Source organism: Hymenobacter sp. H14-R3, assembly GCF_030063445.1.
Classification (GTDB): domain Bacteria; phylum Bacteroidota; class Bacteroidia; order Cytophagales; family Hymenobacteraceae; genus Hymenobacter.
Genome location: NZ_JASITD010000003.1, coordinates 152,873 through 168,493 on the forward strand (window position 1 = coordinate 152,873; position 15,621 = coordinate 168,493).

The 15,621-nt window shown below is 66.9% G+C and carries 11 protein-coding genes; 3 read left to right on the forward strand and 8 right to left on the reverse strand.

Features of this window, described 5'->3' with window-relative positions; genetic code table 11:
* Positions 1–849: 849 nt before the first annotated feature.
* Positions 850–6,501 (forward strand): hypothetical protein, encoded by a 5,652-nt coding sequence (locus tag QMK33_RS04395; protein WP_283563342.1) that lies wholly within the window; start codon positions 850–852, stop codon positions 6,499–6,501.
* Positions 6,502–6,650: 149 nt separating this feature from the next.
* On the opposite strand, the gene QMK33_RS04400 is transcribed toward QMK33_RS04395, so the two are convergent.
* From QMK33_RS04400 to QMK33_RS04425, 6 genes are all read right to left on the reverse strand, one after another.
* Entirely contained in the window at positions 6,651–8,051 is a 1,401-nt protein-coding gene (locus tag QMK33_RS04400) for a hypothetical protein (protein WP_283563343.1), read from the reverse strand.
* A 108-nt stretch (positions 8,052–8,159) separates the two neighbouring features.
* Complete coding sequence (locus QMK33_RS04405; protein WP_283563344.1) at positions 8,160–9,623, reverse strand: hypothetical protein; 1,464 nt, start codon at positions 9,621–9,623, stop codon at positions 8,160–8,162.
* Between the two features lie 59 nt (positions 9,624–9,682).
* Positions 9,683–11,134, reverse strand: a complete 1,452-nt coding sequence (locus tag QMK33_RS04410; RefSeq protein WP_283563345.1) for a hypothetical protein — start codon at positions 11,132–11,134, stop codon at positions 9,683–9,685.
* A 6-nt stretch (positions 11,135–11,140) separates the two neighbouring features.
* The gene (locus tag QMK33_RS04415) at positions 11,141–12,094 is read right to left on the reverse strand and encodes a hypothetical protein (protein WP_283563346.1); all 954 of its coding nucleotides are present in this window, start codon (positions 12,092–12,094) and stop codon (positions 11,141–11,143) included.
* The gene (locus QMK33_RS04420) at positions 12,091–12,834 is read right to left on the reverse strand and encodes a hypothetical protein (RefSeq protein WP_283563347.1); all 744 of its coding nucleotides are present in this window, start codon (positions 12,832–12,834) and stop codon (positions 12,091–12,093) included. Before QMK33_RS04420 ends, QMK33_RS04415 begins: the two co-directional genes overlap by 4 nt.
* On the reverse strand, positions 12,831–13,376 hold the full coding sequence (locus QMK33_RS04425) for an RNA polymerase sigma factor (RefSeq protein ID WP_283563348.1): 546 nt from the start codon (positions 13,374–13,376) through the stop codon (positions 12,831–12,833). Before QMK33_RS04425 ends, QMK33_RS04420 begins: the two co-directional genes overlap by 4 nt.
* A gap of 148 nt (positions 13,377–13,524) precedes the next feature.
* Here QMK33_RS04425 and QMK33_RS04430 point away from each other — a divergent pair, with 148 nt between their 5' ends.
* Positions 13,525–14,169 (forward strand): sulfite oxidase-like oxidoreductase, encoded by a 645-nt coding sequence (locus tag QMK33_RS04430; RefSeq protein ID WP_283563349.1) that lies wholly within the window; start codon positions 13,525–13,527, stop codon positions 14,167–14,169.
* Positions 14,166–14,906 (forward strand): ferredoxin reductase, encoded by a 741-nt coding sequence (locus QMK33_RS04435; RefSeq protein ID WP_283563350.1) that lies wholly within the window; start codon positions 14,166–14,168, stop codon positions 14,904–14,906. The genes QMK33_RS04430 and QMK33_RS04435 overlap by 4 nt, the downstream gene beginning before the upstream one ends.
* 61 nt (positions 14,907–14,967) lie before the next feature.
* On the opposite strand, the gene QMK33_RS04440 is transcribed toward QMK33_RS04435, so the two are convergent.
* Positions 14,968–15,336: a type II toxin-antitoxin system RelE/ParE family toxin gene (locus QMK33_RS04440; RefSeq protein WP_283563351.1), complete on the reverse strand. Its 369-nt coding sequence runs from the start codon at positions 15,334–15,336 to the stop codon at positions 14,968–14,970.
* A complete protein-coding gene (locus tag QMK33_RS04445) occupies positions 15,296–15,589 on the reverse strand; it encodes a hypothetical protein (RefSeq protein ID WP_283563352.1) in 294 nt (97 codons plus the stop codon). The genes QMK33_RS04440 and QMK33_RS04445 overlap by 41 nt, the downstream gene beginning before the upstream one ends.
* Positions 15,590–15,621: the final 32 nt, after the last annotated feature.

Consider the following 15,621-nt stretch of genomic DNA (forward strand, 5'->3'; position numbering starts at 1 on the left):
GCAGGGCTCCTCGTGGCCCTACTAGTCATCGCGCGAAGTTGGGGCTTGCCCCTTCAGGTCAAGGAGTTACGAGCCGACCTGGGCCGCCGCCAGGTCGAGCAACACAAAATGCAAGGCCAAATTCAGCAGCTGCGCGTGCAGCTGGTATTGCTACGGGAAGAGTTTTTGGCGGCGCTACCCGTGGTAGCCGCGCCGCCCGCGCCGGCCCCTGCGGCATGGGCCGATTACCCTAACACGTGGCCCGCGCCCACGGCGGAGCCAGCAGCGGCACCCCAACCCACCGCTTCTCCCCTACCCGCTGAGCCCGCGCCCGCGCCAGCAGCCGAACCGCTGGCCGCAGCGCCTGCCGCACCAGCTACGGAAGCAGCCCAAGAAGCTGAGGCAGTTGAGGCAGTTCAGCCAGCCCAGGCGGAAACCGCAGGAGCTCAACCCACCCAAGAAACTGAATCAAAGCTACTTGCTGAGCCTGAAGCGGCACAAGTTGCAGCGCAAGCGCCGGTTGTAGCGTCCGAGCTAGTTGAAGAGATTATTGAAGAGGCACAGGCTGCAGAACCTGAGGTAGTTGAGGAATCCGAATTAGTACAAATATCAGATTTAGAAGTACTTATTGCAAACGAGCTAGCTCAGGTAGCAGAACCGGAAGTAGCCGGCGAGCCAGAATCGGAACCGGCGCAAGTAGCGGAGAGCGAGCTGGTGGCTGCATCTGAGTTGGCGAAATCGCCGGTTGAGGAGGTTGAGCCAACGCCGGAGGAGCCGGGCGAGGAGGAATTGAGCGAAGAGCCAACTCAAGAGCAAGCGCCCGTTGCGCTGCCAGAGCCGGCACCAGCCCCCACGCCCCGGCCCCGCGCTATGCCGCCCCTACCGGCGGCCAAGCCGGCGCTGCGGCCCAAGAAAATACCCACGGGTCCTACCTTCTGGGAGCGCACCTCCACGGTAGTGCTCGAAAACTGGACCGGCATTTTGGGGGCCGTGGTGCTGGTGACGGGCGTGGGCTTTTTGGGCATTTATGCGGCGCTGCGGGTGTCGCCACCGCTGCGCTTTTTGCTGATTTGCGCCTTTGCGGCGGGGCTGCTGGGGGCGCGGTTTGGGCTGCGCCACAAGGACTTTGCCAAGCAGCTGAATGCCTGGCTATTGAGCAGCGCGGCGGCCATTTTCCTGTTTGCCTGCGTGGGGGCGGTGAGTATTCCGGGCCTGCGCTGGGCCACGCCGCCGTTTGACTACCTGCTGCTGCTGGCCGGCGTGCTGGCCAACCTGTACCTGGCCTGGCGCACCAGCCGCCAAGATGTGGCCACCCTGCACGGCGTGCTGAGCCTAGTGGCGCTGGCGGTGCTGCCGCCCACGCCCCTCACGCTGGCCGCGGCGGCCGGCGTCACGGCCTTCAGCATCGCCATTACCTACCGGCAGCAGTGGAAATACCAGCTGCTGCTGAGCATCGGCAGTTTCTTCGCATTTCACGTGTATTGGCATCAGCAGTTGGGAGCTGTGGAAGGCAGTGCGCGCCTGGTGGCCATGGCACTGGTGACGCTGGTGGGCGCGGCCGCGGCCGTGGTGCAGTACCGCCGCGTGTACGCCGAGCGCCGGTTTGAGCCGCTGCTGTTTGCCTCGCACCTGCTCAACTGGACCAGCCTGGGCCTCAACCTGTACTTCTACAGCACGGGCTCGGTTTGGAAGACTATTCCGCTGGCTGCTGGGGCCTTGCTTACGTTCTGGGCCGGGCGGCAGGCCAAGCGGCTGGGCATCGGCTGGCTGTTTCAGACCGATACCATCCTCTCGCTCATTCTGGGGCTGGCTGCGGCGCTGTCGCTGCAAGGCTGGCACGCCACGCCGCCGGTTATCGGGCTCTTCATGCTGCTCGAAACCCTGCTGGTGACCCTGATAATGGCCCGGCAGCGCGAGGCTCTGGTGTACCGCGTGGCGCTGGCCGGCGCGCTGCTGGCGGGCAGCGGCCTGCTGCTTTTCGTGGGCGGCCGGGCGGCTGGGGCACTGCCCGCCGTGCTCTACCGCGATGCCCTGGTGCTGGCCCTGGCCGGCGGGGCGGGGCTGGCGTTTGCGCAGTTCATTTATAAGCAGCCGCTTTTACAACTCCTTGTCAATAAAGAACTTATTTCAAAGAACGAAGCTCACCAGGCTCACCGCACGCTGCTGAGCAGCTTTGCGGGCCTGGTGGGCGCGCTGCAAGCCGGCGCGGGGCTGATGCTGGCGCGGGCGCTGTTTGCCTGGTCGGGCGTGCCGGTGGCGGGGCTGCTGCTGGCGCTGGTGGCGCTGGCCGGCTGCGCAGTAGCCCTGGCTGCCTGGGTGCAGGCGGCGGGCCGCGCGCCCGACTGGGTGCGGCGGCAACAACTGGCACTGGGTCAGCTGTTTGCGGTGCTGGCCATCGTTGGCTTGCACGAGGTGCACCTGAGTTGGCCGGTTATTCTGCTGCTACTGTTTGCCGAAAACCTGGGGGCGGGCCTGCTGCTGGCCCGGCGCGATGCCCTGCTGCACCGCGTGGTCTTGACCAGCGCCCAGCTCAGCGGCCTGGGCTTGCTGGCGGTGGCGGGCAGCCACTTCGGCGGCCCCCGCGCCACGCTTTATCGTGATGCCCTGCTGCTGGCGCTGGCTGGCTGGGGCAGCCTGACCTTTGCGCAGCTGGCGTTTAAGTCTTTCTTAACGCAATTTATTGGTTTTGAAGCTAATAAGGAGTCAGCCAACCACGCCACGGCCGGGGAATACCGGCGCTGGCAGAGTGCCTTTGCGGGGCTGGGCGGGCTGCTGCAGCTGGGCGCCGCCGGGCTGGTGGCGCACGCGTTGTTTGGCTGGGAGCAGCCGCCGGTGGCGCTGCTGCTGGGGGCGCTGCTGGCGCTGGCGGGCACGGCCGGGGCGCTGGCTACCTGGGTGCGCCGCGGCGGGCGGGCGCCCGGCTGGGTGCGGTGGCAGCAGCTGGCGCTGGGGCAGCTAGTGGTGGTGCTGGCCATATTCGGGCTGCACGAGCTGGGGCTGGCTTGGTCGGCGCTGCTGCTGGTCCTCTTTGCCGAAAACCTGCTGGTAGTGCTCCTGCTGGCCGGCCGCGACGCCACCGACCAACTGCACCAAGTGGCGTACCGGGCGGCGATGGGCGAGGCGCTGCTCACCGGCGCGGGCCTGCTGCTCACGGCTAGCAATCATTCGATAACCACCTCACCCACTACGCTTTACCGCGAGGCGCTATTGCTGGCGCTGGCCGGCTGGGTCGGCTTGGCGTTTGTGCAGCTGGCTTACCGGTTTCCGCTACTGCAAGGCGTGCAACCCGGCCGACGGCTGGGGCCGGCTGCGCCGCTTCAAGTGGTATCGAACCCCGCGGCGCACCCGGCGTGGCTGGGCAGCTTTGCCGGCCTGGCGGGGTTGCTGCAAGCGGGCGCGGGCCTGTTGATGGGGCGGATGCTGTTTGGCTGGCACCCGGCCCCGGTGGGTGGGCTGCTGCTGGCGCTGGCGGCGCTGGCGGGCAGCGCGTTGGGCCTAGCCGCCTGGGTGCAGGCGGCGGGTCGCGCGCCTAGTTGGGTGCGGCGGCAGCAGGTGGTGCTCGGGCAATTATTCGTAGTGCTGGCCATTTTTGGGCTGCACGAGCTGGGCCTGAGCTGGCCCGGCGTACTCAGCATCCTCTACCTCGAAACCCTGGTGGCCGTGCTACTGCTGGCCCGGCGCGATGGCCTGCTGCACCGCGCCGCCATGGCCGGGGCGCTGCTGGCGGGCAGCAGCCTGCTGCTGCTGGCGGCCACGCACCTGCCCGACAGCCCGCCTTTCCAGCTCTACCGCGATGCCGCGCTACTGGCGCTGACCGGCTGGTTGAGCATTGCGTTCATCCAACTTACCGCTAAGCAATTGGCCACAAAATTCGGCACCGACGCGACGCCGACCTCCGGCCTGCTCGCCAACCTGCTCAGCGGCTTTGCGGGGCTGGCGGGCCTGCTGCAAGTGGGCACGGGGGCGCTGCTGGCGCGGGCGCTGTTTGCCTGGCCGGGCGTGCCAGTGGCGGGGCTGCTGCTGGCCTTGCTGGGGCTGGCAGCGGCGGCCCTGGGCCTGGCCTACTGGGTGCGGGCCAGTGGCCGGCTACCCGGCTGGGTGCGCCGCCAACAGCTGGTACTCACGCAGTTTTTTGTGGTGCTGGCGGTGGTGGGTTTGCACGAAGCGCACCTGGGCTGGTCGGTTATCCTGGCCCTGCTGTTTGCCGAAACCCTGCTGGCCGCCCTGTGGCTGGCCAAGCGCGATGCCCTGCTGCACCGCGCCGCGCTGGCCGAGGCCCTGTTTACGGGCGCGGGCCTGCTACTGCTGGCCGGCGGCCACCCGGCGGCCACGCTACCGCCGGCCCTCTACCGCGATGCCACGCTGCTGGCGCTGGCCGGCTGGGCAGGCCTAGCCTTTATACAGCTCACTTACAAGCAATTATCTAATAAACTAAGTCTTGATGCCGCTGGCTCCGCCGCGGCCGACGGGCTTGCCAACTGGCTGGCGGGCTTCGCCGGACTGGCGGGCTTCCTGCAAGCGAGCGCAGGCTTGCTATTGGCGCAGGTGGTGTTTGCGCACGCCGATACGCGGGCGCTGGCCGGGCTGCCGGTGCTGGCCGGGGTGGCGCTGGCCTTGGCTGCCTGGGTGCACCGCAGTGGCTGGGCTCCGCGCTGGGTGCGCCGGCAGCAACTTCTTCTTACCCAAGTCTTTGCCATACTAGCGCTGGTGGGGCTGCACGAAACGGGCCTGAGCTGGCCCGTGGTATTCGGGCTGCTGTATGCCGAAGGCCTGCTGGCCGCCCTGCTGCTGGCCGGGCGCGAGGAGGAAGGCCTGCTGCACCTCCAAACCTACCTGCTGGTGCTGCAAGCGGGCCTGCTGCCCGTGCTGGTGCGCTATGCCGCGCCCGGCGCGCTGCCGCCGCTGGGGCAGGCGGGCCTGCTGCTGGGCGCGGCCTTGCTCACGCTGGGCTACCAGCTGCGCCGGCTGGTATTTGCCCAGGCGGGGGATGATTATGCGCTGCTGCCCGCCATCGGCACTTACCGGCTGCCGGCGCTAAGCATCGCCATCGGCTGGCTGCTGCTGGGCACGGGCGCCCTGGAATACAGGCAGTTGTGGGCCGGCTACGCCGTGGCCGGGCTGCTCGGGGCGCTCCTCTACCTGCGCCAGCGCCTCACGGTGCCGGGCCTGTGGGCCGGGCTGGTGCTGGCGGCCACCGGCTACGTGGGGCTGCAATGGGCCCACGTGCTGCACGCGGCTATGGCACAGCACGTTGGCAATGCGCCCGGGCTGGGAGCCGGCCATGTGCTGCTGTACCTGCTGCCCACCGTGGCCGTGCTGCTGGCGGGCATGCGCACCGCGTGGTGGCCGGCCGGCGAGCGCTTTGTGCGCTGGCCGTGGCTGTATTGCCTGGGGCTGCACCTGGTGGTGGGGCTGCTGGGTAGCGTGCCGCCGGCCCACTTGGCCTACCTGGTGCTGGGGCTGCTGGCCCTGGCCGGGGCGGCCTTCGCGGCGGCGCAAGCCTGGCGGCGCACCCTGCCCGATGCCGCCGCCGTGGCCCGCGCCGGCCAGCCCGACCGCTACCTGCTGCACCTCAGCTACGGGCTGCTGCTGGCCAGCCTGGCCACGCACCTGCGGCTGCTAATGACCACCGAAACCCTACTGCACCAGCCGGCCGAGTACCTCACGGCGGCGGCCCTGTTGGGGGGGCTGGTGGCGCTGGCCTGGGCCCGGCGGCCGGCAGCTGGCCCGGTCTACACCTCGTGGCGCGTGCTGCACCCGGCGCTGCTGGAGGTAGCGCTGCTGTTTGGCACGGGCACGCTGGCGCACCACGTGCGGACGGCCTGGCTGGGGTTGGTATGGGTGGCTTTCGCACTGGTTATCTGCGCATTGCTTATTGAGCTCCCGCTACGTTTCCGGCGGCTGGGCGTGTACGGGCGTCTGTATTTCGGGCTGGCAGCGCTGTCGGCCGGCGCGTTTTGCCTGCGCTACCTGGGTGCCGAGCAGCTCATGGGCATGGAGCGCTGGGCGGTGGGCAGCACCGTGGCGCTGCTGTTTGGGTACGCGGGCCTGGCGCTGCGCCTCGGCAACGCGCCCCTGGCGGGGCTCTCGCCCCGGTGGGCGGCGCTGGCCCGGCCCACACGCCACCAGCTGGAGGCGGCGCTACTCTACCCCGCTTTTGCGGTGCTGGCGCTGCTGTTCATCGAGTCCTTCGACCGCGCAGTGCTCACCGTGCTACTGATGCTGGAAGTGGTGGCCATTTTCAGCACCAGCCTGCTGCTGCGCCGCCAGGATATGCGCTACGTAGCCCTGGCCGGCATGGCCGCCACCCTGGTGCGGCTGGCCGTGGTCGACCTCAGCCGCAGCGGCACCGTAACGCGGGCTATCGTGTTCATATTCGTGGGCTTACTGCTGCTGGGCTTGCATGCGCTGTACGCCCGCTTCAAAACCCGGTTTGCCGGGGCGGGCGCGCCACCGGCCGAGGAACCCGATGAATTGGACGAGCAAACTGAGTTTGACGAGCCCACGCCGGCAGCTACGTAACGCCGCAATCACCCGACGGGTATTTTCACCGCAGAAGACGCGGAGGATTTCGCAGAAAAGTCGCAGAGGTTGTTCTTCTACGGCTCTTCTGCGAAGCCTTCCGCGTTTTTTGCGGTGAAAACACCCGTGTGGGCAAGCCCCACCACCCCCTAGCGATACGCAAAGCGGTAGCGCAGGCCCAGGCTACCCCCGGCCTGCAAGACCTCGAAACCGCTAAAAGAGGTTTGCAGGTTTTGAATGAATACGTATTCGGCCGTGGCTTGCAGCTTGCGCCGCCGGCCGAAGCCGTAGCCCACATTCAGGCCCCCAATGGCGTGCCCACTCGTTGTTTGGCGGGCAAAGGCAAACTGGTCCTTTACCTGGCCATTGTCGTATTTTGTTTCGCTGAACCGCACTCGCGCATACGACAGGGCCACGCCCCCCACCACCTCAAACTGCACGCGCTGCAAGTACTGGCGCGTGATGGCGTAGCGCAGCAGTAGCGGAAAGGTCAGGGTTTGCTGGTAGTTTTCGGAGGCGTTGAGTAAAATTTGCTGGGCCCCAACCAATACGTAGCTCTCGCTACGGCCCGTGCCGGCCTGCCCCTGGTAGCCCAGCTGCACCGCCAGCCGGGGCCGCAGCTGGTAGCCCACGTACACGTAGGGGTTCTTCACCTCTACGCCGTAGCTGCCCACGCCGGCCCGCTGGAAAAACGATGGGAACCCACCCGGCCGCGCCGCATAGGGGTCAAAATTATCGAAGCGCACCTGGTAGTTGTAGCTGCCGCCCTGCACCCCCACGTAGTAGCGCGGGCGCAGGGTAGCGTCTTCGGCGGCGCTCAGGCGCAGGGGCAGGCGCGCCAGCGGCGGGGCCGCGCCCAGCAGCAGCCCCACCCGCAAGCTGGCGTTCAGCTGGAAGTCCGAGAATTTGGGGGCAATCAGCTGCGTAAGGCCCAGGTTGGCATCAATAAAGCCCAGCCGACCCAGCCGGCGCTGGAGGCCATAAAGCATGGCAAAGTCAGCCAAGCCTTTGTTGGACAAGGCATTACTCGGGAAGTAATAGTAGAAGGGCGTGTCGCGGGTGTGGCGGCCCAGGCCCGCCCCCAGGGCCACGGCGAAGTAGTTGCCCGAGAAGCTGCCCGCGTCTTTTCCCCGGCGGCGGCGGCGCTCCAGGTCGTAGTAGTAGCGGCCCATCAGCTGCACCCGGGCGCTGGCGGCGCGTTGCAACTGGCCATCGGGGCCGCGGTAGCGCACCACGGCCGGGCTCACCTCGCCCTGCACGGCCCAGGCCGGGCCCAGCTTGCGCTCGTAGGCCAGGTGCACGCCGTAGCGCGTGTAAAAATCGGTGGCCGAAGCCTGGCCGAGCGTGAAGTTGTTGAGCCCCAGCTTCCACTGGCCGCGCTCCAGCGTTTGCAGGCGCAGGGCCGTGGTATCGGGCCCGTTCAATACCTCTTCGCCGTAGCTGAGGCGGGCAGAGTCGGCGGCAGTTTGGGCAGCGGCCCGGTAGGGCTGGCCGAAGGAGCCACCCAGCACCAGGCCTAGCAGCAACGAGAACAGATGGACAAGACGCATGAGAAAAAGCTTAGGTGGGGGAAAAAATGCTTGGGGTGCCCGCCCCCAACGCAGGCAGCGCCAGCGGGGCTTTTTGGCGGGTGGAGGGCGCGTAGGGCCCCGGCCGGCCTAGCGGTAGCCAAAGCGGTAGCGCAGGCCCACTTTGGCGTAGGTGGCCGGGCGCTCGGGGTTGCTGAACAGGTGGTGCAGGTCTTCCTGCAAGCCGTAGTCCACGGTGGCCTGCACGCGGCGGCGGTGGCCCAGCCCGTAGCTGAGGGCGCCGCCCAGGTTGGCGGTGAGACCCAGGGCCCGGCGCTCAAACTCAAACCGCACCTGGTCGGTGACGGCGTAGCCGGCCGTCTCGTATTCCCGAAAACGCACCCCCGACCACACCGGCGTGAGGCCCCCCACCACTTCTACCTGCAGCCGCCGCTGAAAGGAGCGCGTGACGGCGTAGCGCACCTGCACGGGCACGGCCAGAATAGACTCGTCATAGAATCTGCTGCGCGGGTAGTAGTAATCGCCCCCAGCCCGGCGAATGCCCACCGCGCCGCCGCCAAAGTCGCTCTGGGAAGCGCCGTACTGCACCCCCACTTGCAGCGCCAGGCGCGGCTTGAGGTAGTAGCCGCCGTACAGGTAGTACGTTTTATCGTTGTCGTACTCACGCGTACCGATTGCTTCGTTGTTATACCCTGGGCCATAGGGCAGGTAGATGACGTATTTCTCGTACCCGTTGGCAGTTTCCTGGTAAGAAGCCGGGTACGGGTTGGCGCGGGTGTAGTGCGTGTGATAGCGGGCGTCGCCAAACTGGGCGCCCACGAAAAAGCGCGGCAGCAGGGCCTGCACCTCGTCGGGCTGCGCCTCCTGCGGGGCCGTGCGGGCAATGGTGGGCAGCGCCACCCCGATGCGCAGGCTGGCCACGGGCCCAAAATTCTGCGCACGCCCCGCCCGCAGCACGCCGCTCAGGCCCGCGTTCAGGTCCACGAAGCCGAAGCGGCCCAGCCGGCGCTGCACCCCGTAGAGCAGGGCCGCATCGGTGGCGGGGCCGGTGCCGTCGGCCAGCAGGTGAAACGGCGTTTCGCTGGGTCCCTTGCTCAGGCCCAGCCCCAGGGCCAGGGCGAAGTAATTGGCCGAGAAGCCCGCCGTGCGGTGGCCCCGGCGCAGGCGGTGCTCCAGGTTATAGTAGTAGCGGCCAGCTAGTTGGGCCCGCAGCTGCGCGCTGGCCACCGGGGCCCCGGCCGTCCCCTCGGCCCGGTAGTGAATGATGGCCGGGCTGGCTTCGACCTGCCCCGACCAGGCGCGGCCCAGGCGGCGCTCGTAGGCCAGGTGCAGGCCGTAGCGGGTGTAGTAGCCCGGCACGTCCTTGGTCTGGCTGAAGGGGTAGCCATTGAGAATGAAGTTGTTGAGACCCAGCTTCCACTGGTCGCGCGCCTGGCGCGGCACGGCCGGCAGCTCGGCGGCCGGCAGCAGCTCCTCCTCGTACTTGAGGTGGGTAGTGTCGGTGGGCGTGGTTTGGGCGGCGGCGGCCAAAGGCAGCAGCAAGCCGGCTACAAACGCCAATTGCCCCCGCAGAAAAGAGGAGAAGTATTTCATACTATCGTAATGGGCGAGATAATTTCAAGTCAAAATTCTAATAATCAGCTACTTACATCTTATCGGTAGCCGAAGCGGTAGCGCAGGCCCAGGCTACCGCTCGGCGTCAGGTCATTGATACTCGTAATCTGCAAGCCGGTGCGCAGGTCTTTGGCGGCCGTTAGCTCGGCGGTGGCCTGCACCTGGCGGCGGCGGCCAAAACTGTAGTTGGCCGCCAGGCCCAGGGTGGCGTGCAGCCCCCACGAGGTGCGCCGGAAACCGGCGGTCTGCTGGTCGGTAACCTGGTGCTGCTCAATGGCATATTCCCGATACTCGGCCGTGCTCCGCACCAGCGTAAGCCCACCCAGCGCCTCAAACTGCCAGCGCCGCAGAAAGACCGGCGTGAGGCTGTAACGCGCCACTACCGGCAGGGCCAGCCCGGTGGCCCGGTAGCGGCCGTTGCCCACCGCAAGCCGGCCGCCGGGGCTGGTAAAGGTGGTGTAGTTGAGGGCCGTGCTGGCCCAGTAAGTCGCGCCCGCCTGCACGGCCAGGCGGGGCAGCAGGTAGTAGCCGGCGTAGAAGGTCGGGGCGGGGAAAGCGAACTCTTCGTAATAGTCATAGCCCCTGTATGGCCCACCATAATTCGTTTCCCGCGTTTCGCCCCCTATCACTTCCTTCCTGCTCTCCGGGTAAGGGCTTTGCGCTGGGTATTGCAGCCGGTAGCCGATGCGGCCCGCCTGCACGCCCAGGTAGACCCGCGGGTGCAGGCTGGCCTCGGCAGTAGCTGGCACGGGCGGGGCCGGGTAGCTAGGCGGGCTGCCCAGCACCACGCCCAGCCGCAGGCTGCCCACTACGCCGGTTTGAAACCCGGAAGTAAAAAAATTACCCAGGCCGAGGCTGGCATCCATAAAGCCCCGGCGACCAAAGCGGCGCTGCACGCCGTAGAGCACCGCCACATCAACGGGGGCAGTGCCGCTGCTGCCGCTCGTTACCCCGCCCGCCAGCGGCAAAAAAGGGGCCTCCCGGTTGGACCCGCCCGGCCCAAACAAGCTGGCCCCGATGGCGACCGCTACGTAATTGGCCGAAAAGCCCGCCGTGCGCAGGCCCTGCCGCCGCCGCCGTTCCAGGTTGTAGTAGTAGCGGCTTGCCACCTGGGCGCGCAACGCGAAGTTGGTTTGGTTCTCCGTGTAGTAGCCGGTGCGCCTGCGCGTGATGGCCGGGCTCACCTCGCCCAGCACTGACCAGGCCGGGCTGCCCAACTGGTGCTCGTAGGCCACATGCAAGCCCGCTCGCCAAGAAGAAGCATAGGCCAGGGAGCCCACTAAAAAGTTATTCAGCCCCAGTTTCCAAACGCCGCGTTCTTGACGGGCGATAGGGCGCGGCGCGGCGGCAGCCGGGGCCGCCACCTCCTCGCCGTAGCGCAGGCGGGTGGTATCGGCGGGCGTGGTTTGGGCGGCGGCGGGGTGGGCCAGGCCCGGCAGCAGGCCAGCCCCAAGCAGCAGGCCGGCCAGGTAAGCGTAGAATCTGTTCACAAAAAATCAGGGTTTAAGCACCGACGAAACGCTGAGCGGGGCGGGCGGCAGCGGCTGGGTTTGCAGGGTCAGCGGGGCGTAGGTGGTAGTGGCGCGCACCAGCGGGCGCGGGCCAGCCACCGCCAGCGTGCCGTGGGTGGCGCTGCCCTTGCGGGCGGCGGCGTAGGCGGCGGGCACCGTGAGGGTGCCTTGCTGGGTGCTGAGCTGATAGGTAAACTGCTCGGGCTGCGGCACGCTGATAATCACCTCCGTACGGTCGGTTTCGATGCTGAGCTTGCGCAGCGTGGCGGCCGGCTGCACCCGCACGCTGCCGTAGAAGTCGTGCACCACGCAGCTGCCGCCCAGCTCGGTCAGCAGCACCGCCGACTTATTGGCCTCGCAGGTAAAATCGGCCTGCACGTTGGTGGCCGTGAGGTCGGCGTAGCGGGCCGTCACGCGGAGGGTGCCGCGCAGGTCGCGCAGGATAATTTTGCCGAAGCTTTGTTCCACTGATTGGCGGCCGGTGAGGTCGGCCAGCTCGGTTTGGCCGTAGGCGTTCACCACTTGCAGCGGGTTGCCGGCGGGCATAAACACCGTGAACTCGGCGCGCAGGTCGCTGCGCACGGCCGGCGCACCGGCCGGCAGCTCAAAGAAATTGAGCAAATCCAGCCCTTTGCCGTTTTGCTGCAAGCGGTACTGCGCCACGGGCAGGTCCTGCTCGGCCACGGCGCGGTCGGGGTGGCGGGCACTCAGGCGCAGCGTCACCTGCACGGTGGGCTTGTCCCAGGCCCGCACCAGCACGGTGGCTTTCTCGGCCCGGATGCGCACGGCCAGGCCCGGCGGGCAGGGCCAGTTCTGGGCCAGGGTGCGGGTCACCACCTGCACCTTTTGCTGCGCCCAGGCGGGCGGCAGGGCCAGCAGGCTTAGCAGCCCGGCCAGCAGGACCGCCTGGCTTACCCGATGTAACTTATAGATAATCATGATATTAGCAATTGAACCAACTCGCGGGTAACCGCGGCTTTCAGGTTGATAAGCTGGGTTTGCTCGCGCAGCAGCTCGGGCGAAGTGCCGAAGCGCCGGGCATCGAGGCGCAGGCGGGCTTCCTCGCCCTCCAGCTCGGTGAGCTGGGTGCGCAGCGAGCGAAACTCGCCCGACTGGCACACCGTGGGCAGCGACGAGCAGTGCGCATCAATGAAGGCCTGCCCCTGCTGCTCCAGCGGGTCGGGGGCGGCGAAGGGCACGGCCGCCAGCGCCCGCGGCTCGCTGGTCACCGGCGCTACTTCCTCGCTGTAGGCCACCGTTTCGTGCAAGGCCGTGGCCGCCGGCGTAGTGGTTGGGCGCAGCCCCCACCACCCGCCCAGCAGCAGCAACACGCTGGCTGCCAGGGCCAGAGCGCGCCGCGCCGGGCGGCTCAGCCAGGCGGGGCGGCCGGGCAGCGGCAGGGTGCGCAGCACTGCCGGAACCACTTCAGCGGGGGCGGCTTCGGGCGCGGCGGCGGTTTCGCCAGCATCGAGGCGGGCGCTGATGCTGGCCCACAGGTCATCGGCGGGCTCGTGGGCGGGCAGGGTCGGAATGGCGCGCGCCAGGGCTTCGGCGGCGGCCAACTGGGCCGCGAGGCGGGGCCAAGTGGCCGCGTCGGGCTCGTGGAGGGGTAGGGTAGCCACCGCCCGCCGCAGATTTGGAATGCCGCTTTCGGGCATGTCGGGGGTTGTGGGGTTCATGAGTAGAGGTGTTGAAGCTTGCGTTGGAGCAGGCGCTTGGCGTGAAAAAGCTGCGACTTGCTGGTGCCCTCGCTGATGCGGAGCAGCTCGGCCACCTCGCGGTGGGCGTAGCCCTCCACTTCGACCAGGCAGAACACGGCCCGGTAGCCGGCCGGCAGCTCGGCAATGGCCCGGTCGAGGGCCTCGCCGGTGAGGTTGTCGTGCCAGGCCACCAGCGGCTCGGGGTGCTGCTCGGGGTCGTACACTTCCATGCGCTGCTCGCACCGCAGCGTGCGCAGCGCGCGCCGCACCACAATAATTTTAATCCAAGCTCCCAGCGTGGACTGGTGCCGGAAACTGCTCAGCGATTGGAAGACTTCGATAAAGCCCTCCTGCAACGCGTCCTGGGCCAGGTCGCGGCTGCCCAGAATGCGGAGCGCCGCCGAGAACATGGCCGTTTTGTAGCGCAGGTACAGCTGGTGCTGCGCCTGCCGGTCGTGGGCCAGGCAGCCGGCCAGCAGCTGGTCGTCGGCGGAGGGCGCAAGGGGTAGCGGTGCTGGCATTAGCAGTAATTTGGCGTAAAGTGCCAGCCCGGCGCGCAAAGGTTGGTTGGGGCCGCACTTATTTTTTTAAAGCTTAGCCAGCGGGCAGCAGATGCCAACCTTTCTACTCGCAAACGCTTACTTAACAGCCACTTTCCCCTTCACCATCATGGGACTTTTCACCAACCGCGGCTTCCAGCCCAAGCGCCCCGCCAACCCTAAGCTGCCGCCCGGCCAATACGAAACCACCGATTTTCCGGTGCTCACCGCCGGTCCCACGCCCCGCATCGCACTCCCCAACTGGGAGTTTCGCCTCGAAGGCCTGGTCGAAGAACCCGTAAAATGGAGCTGGGAGGAGTTCAATAAGCTGCCCATGCAGGACTTCAACCCCGACATCCACTGCGTGACAAAGTGGTCGAAATTCGACACCCACTGGCGCGGCGTGAGCGTGGACACCTTGCTGGAGCACGTCAAGCTCAAGCCCGAGGCTCAGTTTGTTACGCAGTTCAGCTACGGCGGCTACACCACCAACCTGCCGCTGGCCGACCTGCGGGGCGGTAAAGCCTTTGTGGGCCTCGTGTACAACGGCCAGCCTTTGGCGCCCGAGCACGGCGGCCCGGCCCGGCTGGTGGTGCCGCACCTCTACTTCTGGAAAAGCGCCAAGTGGGCGCAGGGCCTGCGCTTCACGGCCACCGACGAGCCTGGCTTCTGGGAGCGCGCCGGCTACAGCATGTACGGCGACCCGTGGAAGGAGCAGCGCTACCGCGACGACGACGACGAGCCCGCGGCCAGCGCCACCAGCATCCGGCTATGAGCAAGATAACCTGGCAGTTGGCCACCGTTACCAGCATTCGGCCGGAAACGCCGCGCGTCAAGTCCTTCACCCTCAGCCTGCCCGGCTTTACGCCCCACCTCGCCGGCCAGCACTACGACCTGCGCCTCACCGCCGAGGGCGGCTACCAGGCCGAGCGTAGCTACTCCGTGGCCTCCCCGCCCGAGCAAACCGGCGAAATCGAGCTGACCGTTGAGTTGGTGGCGGAAGGCGAGGTGTCGGGTTACCTCTTCGAGGGCGTGGCCGTGGGCGACCCGCTGGAAGTGCGCGGCCCCATCGGCGGCTACTTCGTGTGGCGCGGCGAGCCGGCGGCCCCGCCGCTGCTGCTGGTAGGCGGCGGCTCGGGCGTAGTGCCGCTCATGGCCATGCTGCGCCACCGGCAGCACCTGGGGCTGCGCACGCCGGCCGTGCTGCTGTTCAGCATTCGCACGCCCGAGGAGGTTATCTATCAGGCTGAATTAGAGGCTTTAACCAAGGAAGACCCCACCTTCACGCTGCTGCTCGACTACACCCGCCAGGCCCCCACCGGCTGGGCCGGCTACCAGCGCCGCATCGACGCGGCGCTGCTGGCCGAGGTAGTGGCGCGGTTTGCTACGCCGCCGCAGTGCTTCGTGTGCGGGCCCACGGGCTTAGTCGAAAGCGTAGCGAACGGCTTGCAAGCCGTTGGCGTAGCTACCGAAAGTATTCTGACCGAGCGCTTTGGCCCCACGGGCGGGTAAGCCTGAACAACGCAAAAAAGAGCGCCCGCCTCCCTTACAGCGGGGAGGCGGGCGCTCTTTTTTAAGCCGGTGGCAACTCTTGTTGTAGCAGTTTCAGCAACTCTTCTTTAGCGATGCTGCCGGCTTCCGATTTGTCATAAATCGTTACCAGATAGACCGTTTCACTTTCGGCAGTTTGCTCCACGTAGTACGTGATAACGCGGAAGCCGCCGCTTTTACCGCCGCCCTTACTGGCGCTGGCCAGGCGGATTTTGTAAAGGCCCGCGCCCAGGCTTTCGCCCTGGCGCGGGTCAGTAATGATACTTTGTACAAGTGTGCGAAGCTCATTGGTGAGCGAAATGAATTTTTTACGTAGCCTTTTAGACCGGCGGTCAAATTCTGGTAACGTCCTAATCGTCCGCCTCATCTTTTTCGCTTTCCAATTCCGCAAATAATTCTTCTATCGGCCGGCCGGTAATCTTACCAGCCCGCAATAGCTTAACTTGCTCAATACTAGCGTGCAGCGCCTCCATCGAGATACTAATGTGGGTATCCGTATCCTCATCGTCATCCTCATTAACTACAGGAGTTACCGGCGGGCGGGCGGCGGGCGGCTCGGCCTGCACAATGAGCTGCTTGAGTTGCTGCTGAATACGCTGGGGCAGCACTTTGTACTGCTCAAACAAAACCTGGGCGGTGGTCATCGTGCAAGGGGCTAGAGAAGTGAATTTACGAC

Coding starts and splice junctions, on each gene's coding strand:
- QMK33_RS04395 (WP_283563342.1), top strand. CDS start 850: ATGCCGCCCCTACCGGCGGCCAAGCCGGCGCTGCGGCCCAAGAAAATA.
- QMK33_RS04425 (WP_283563348.1), bottom strand. CDS start 13,376: ATGCCAGCACCGCTACCCCTTGCGCCCTCCGCCGACGACCAGCTGCTG.
- QMK33_RS04445 (WP_283563352.1), bottom strand. CDS start 15,589: ATGACCACCGCCCAGGTTTTGTTTGAGCAGTACAAAGTGCTGCCCCAG.
- QMK33_RS04400 (WP_283563343.1), bottom strand. CDS start 8,051: ATGCGTCTTGTCCATCTGTTCTCGTTGCTGCTAGGCCTGGTGCTGGGT.
- QMK33_RS04420 (WP_283563347.1), bottom strand. CDS start 12,834: ATGAACCCCACAACCCCCGACATGCCCGAAAGCGGCATTCCAAATCTG.
- QMK33_RS04430 (WP_283563349.1), top strand. CDS start 13,525: ATGGGACTTTTCACCAACCGCGGCTTCCAGCCCAAGCGCCCCGCCAAC.
- QMK33_RS04405 (WP_283563344.1), bottom strand. CDS start 9,623: ATGAAATACTTCTCCTCTTTTCTGCGGGGGCAATTGGCGTTTGTAGCC.
- QMK33_RS04435 (WP_283563350.1), top strand. CDS start 14,166: ATGAGCAAGATAACCTGGCAGTTGGCCACCGTTACCAGCATTCGGCCG.
- QMK33_RS04415 (WP_283563346.1), bottom strand. CDS start 12,094: ATGATTATCTATAAGTTACATCGGGTAAGCCAGGCGGTCCTGCTGGCC.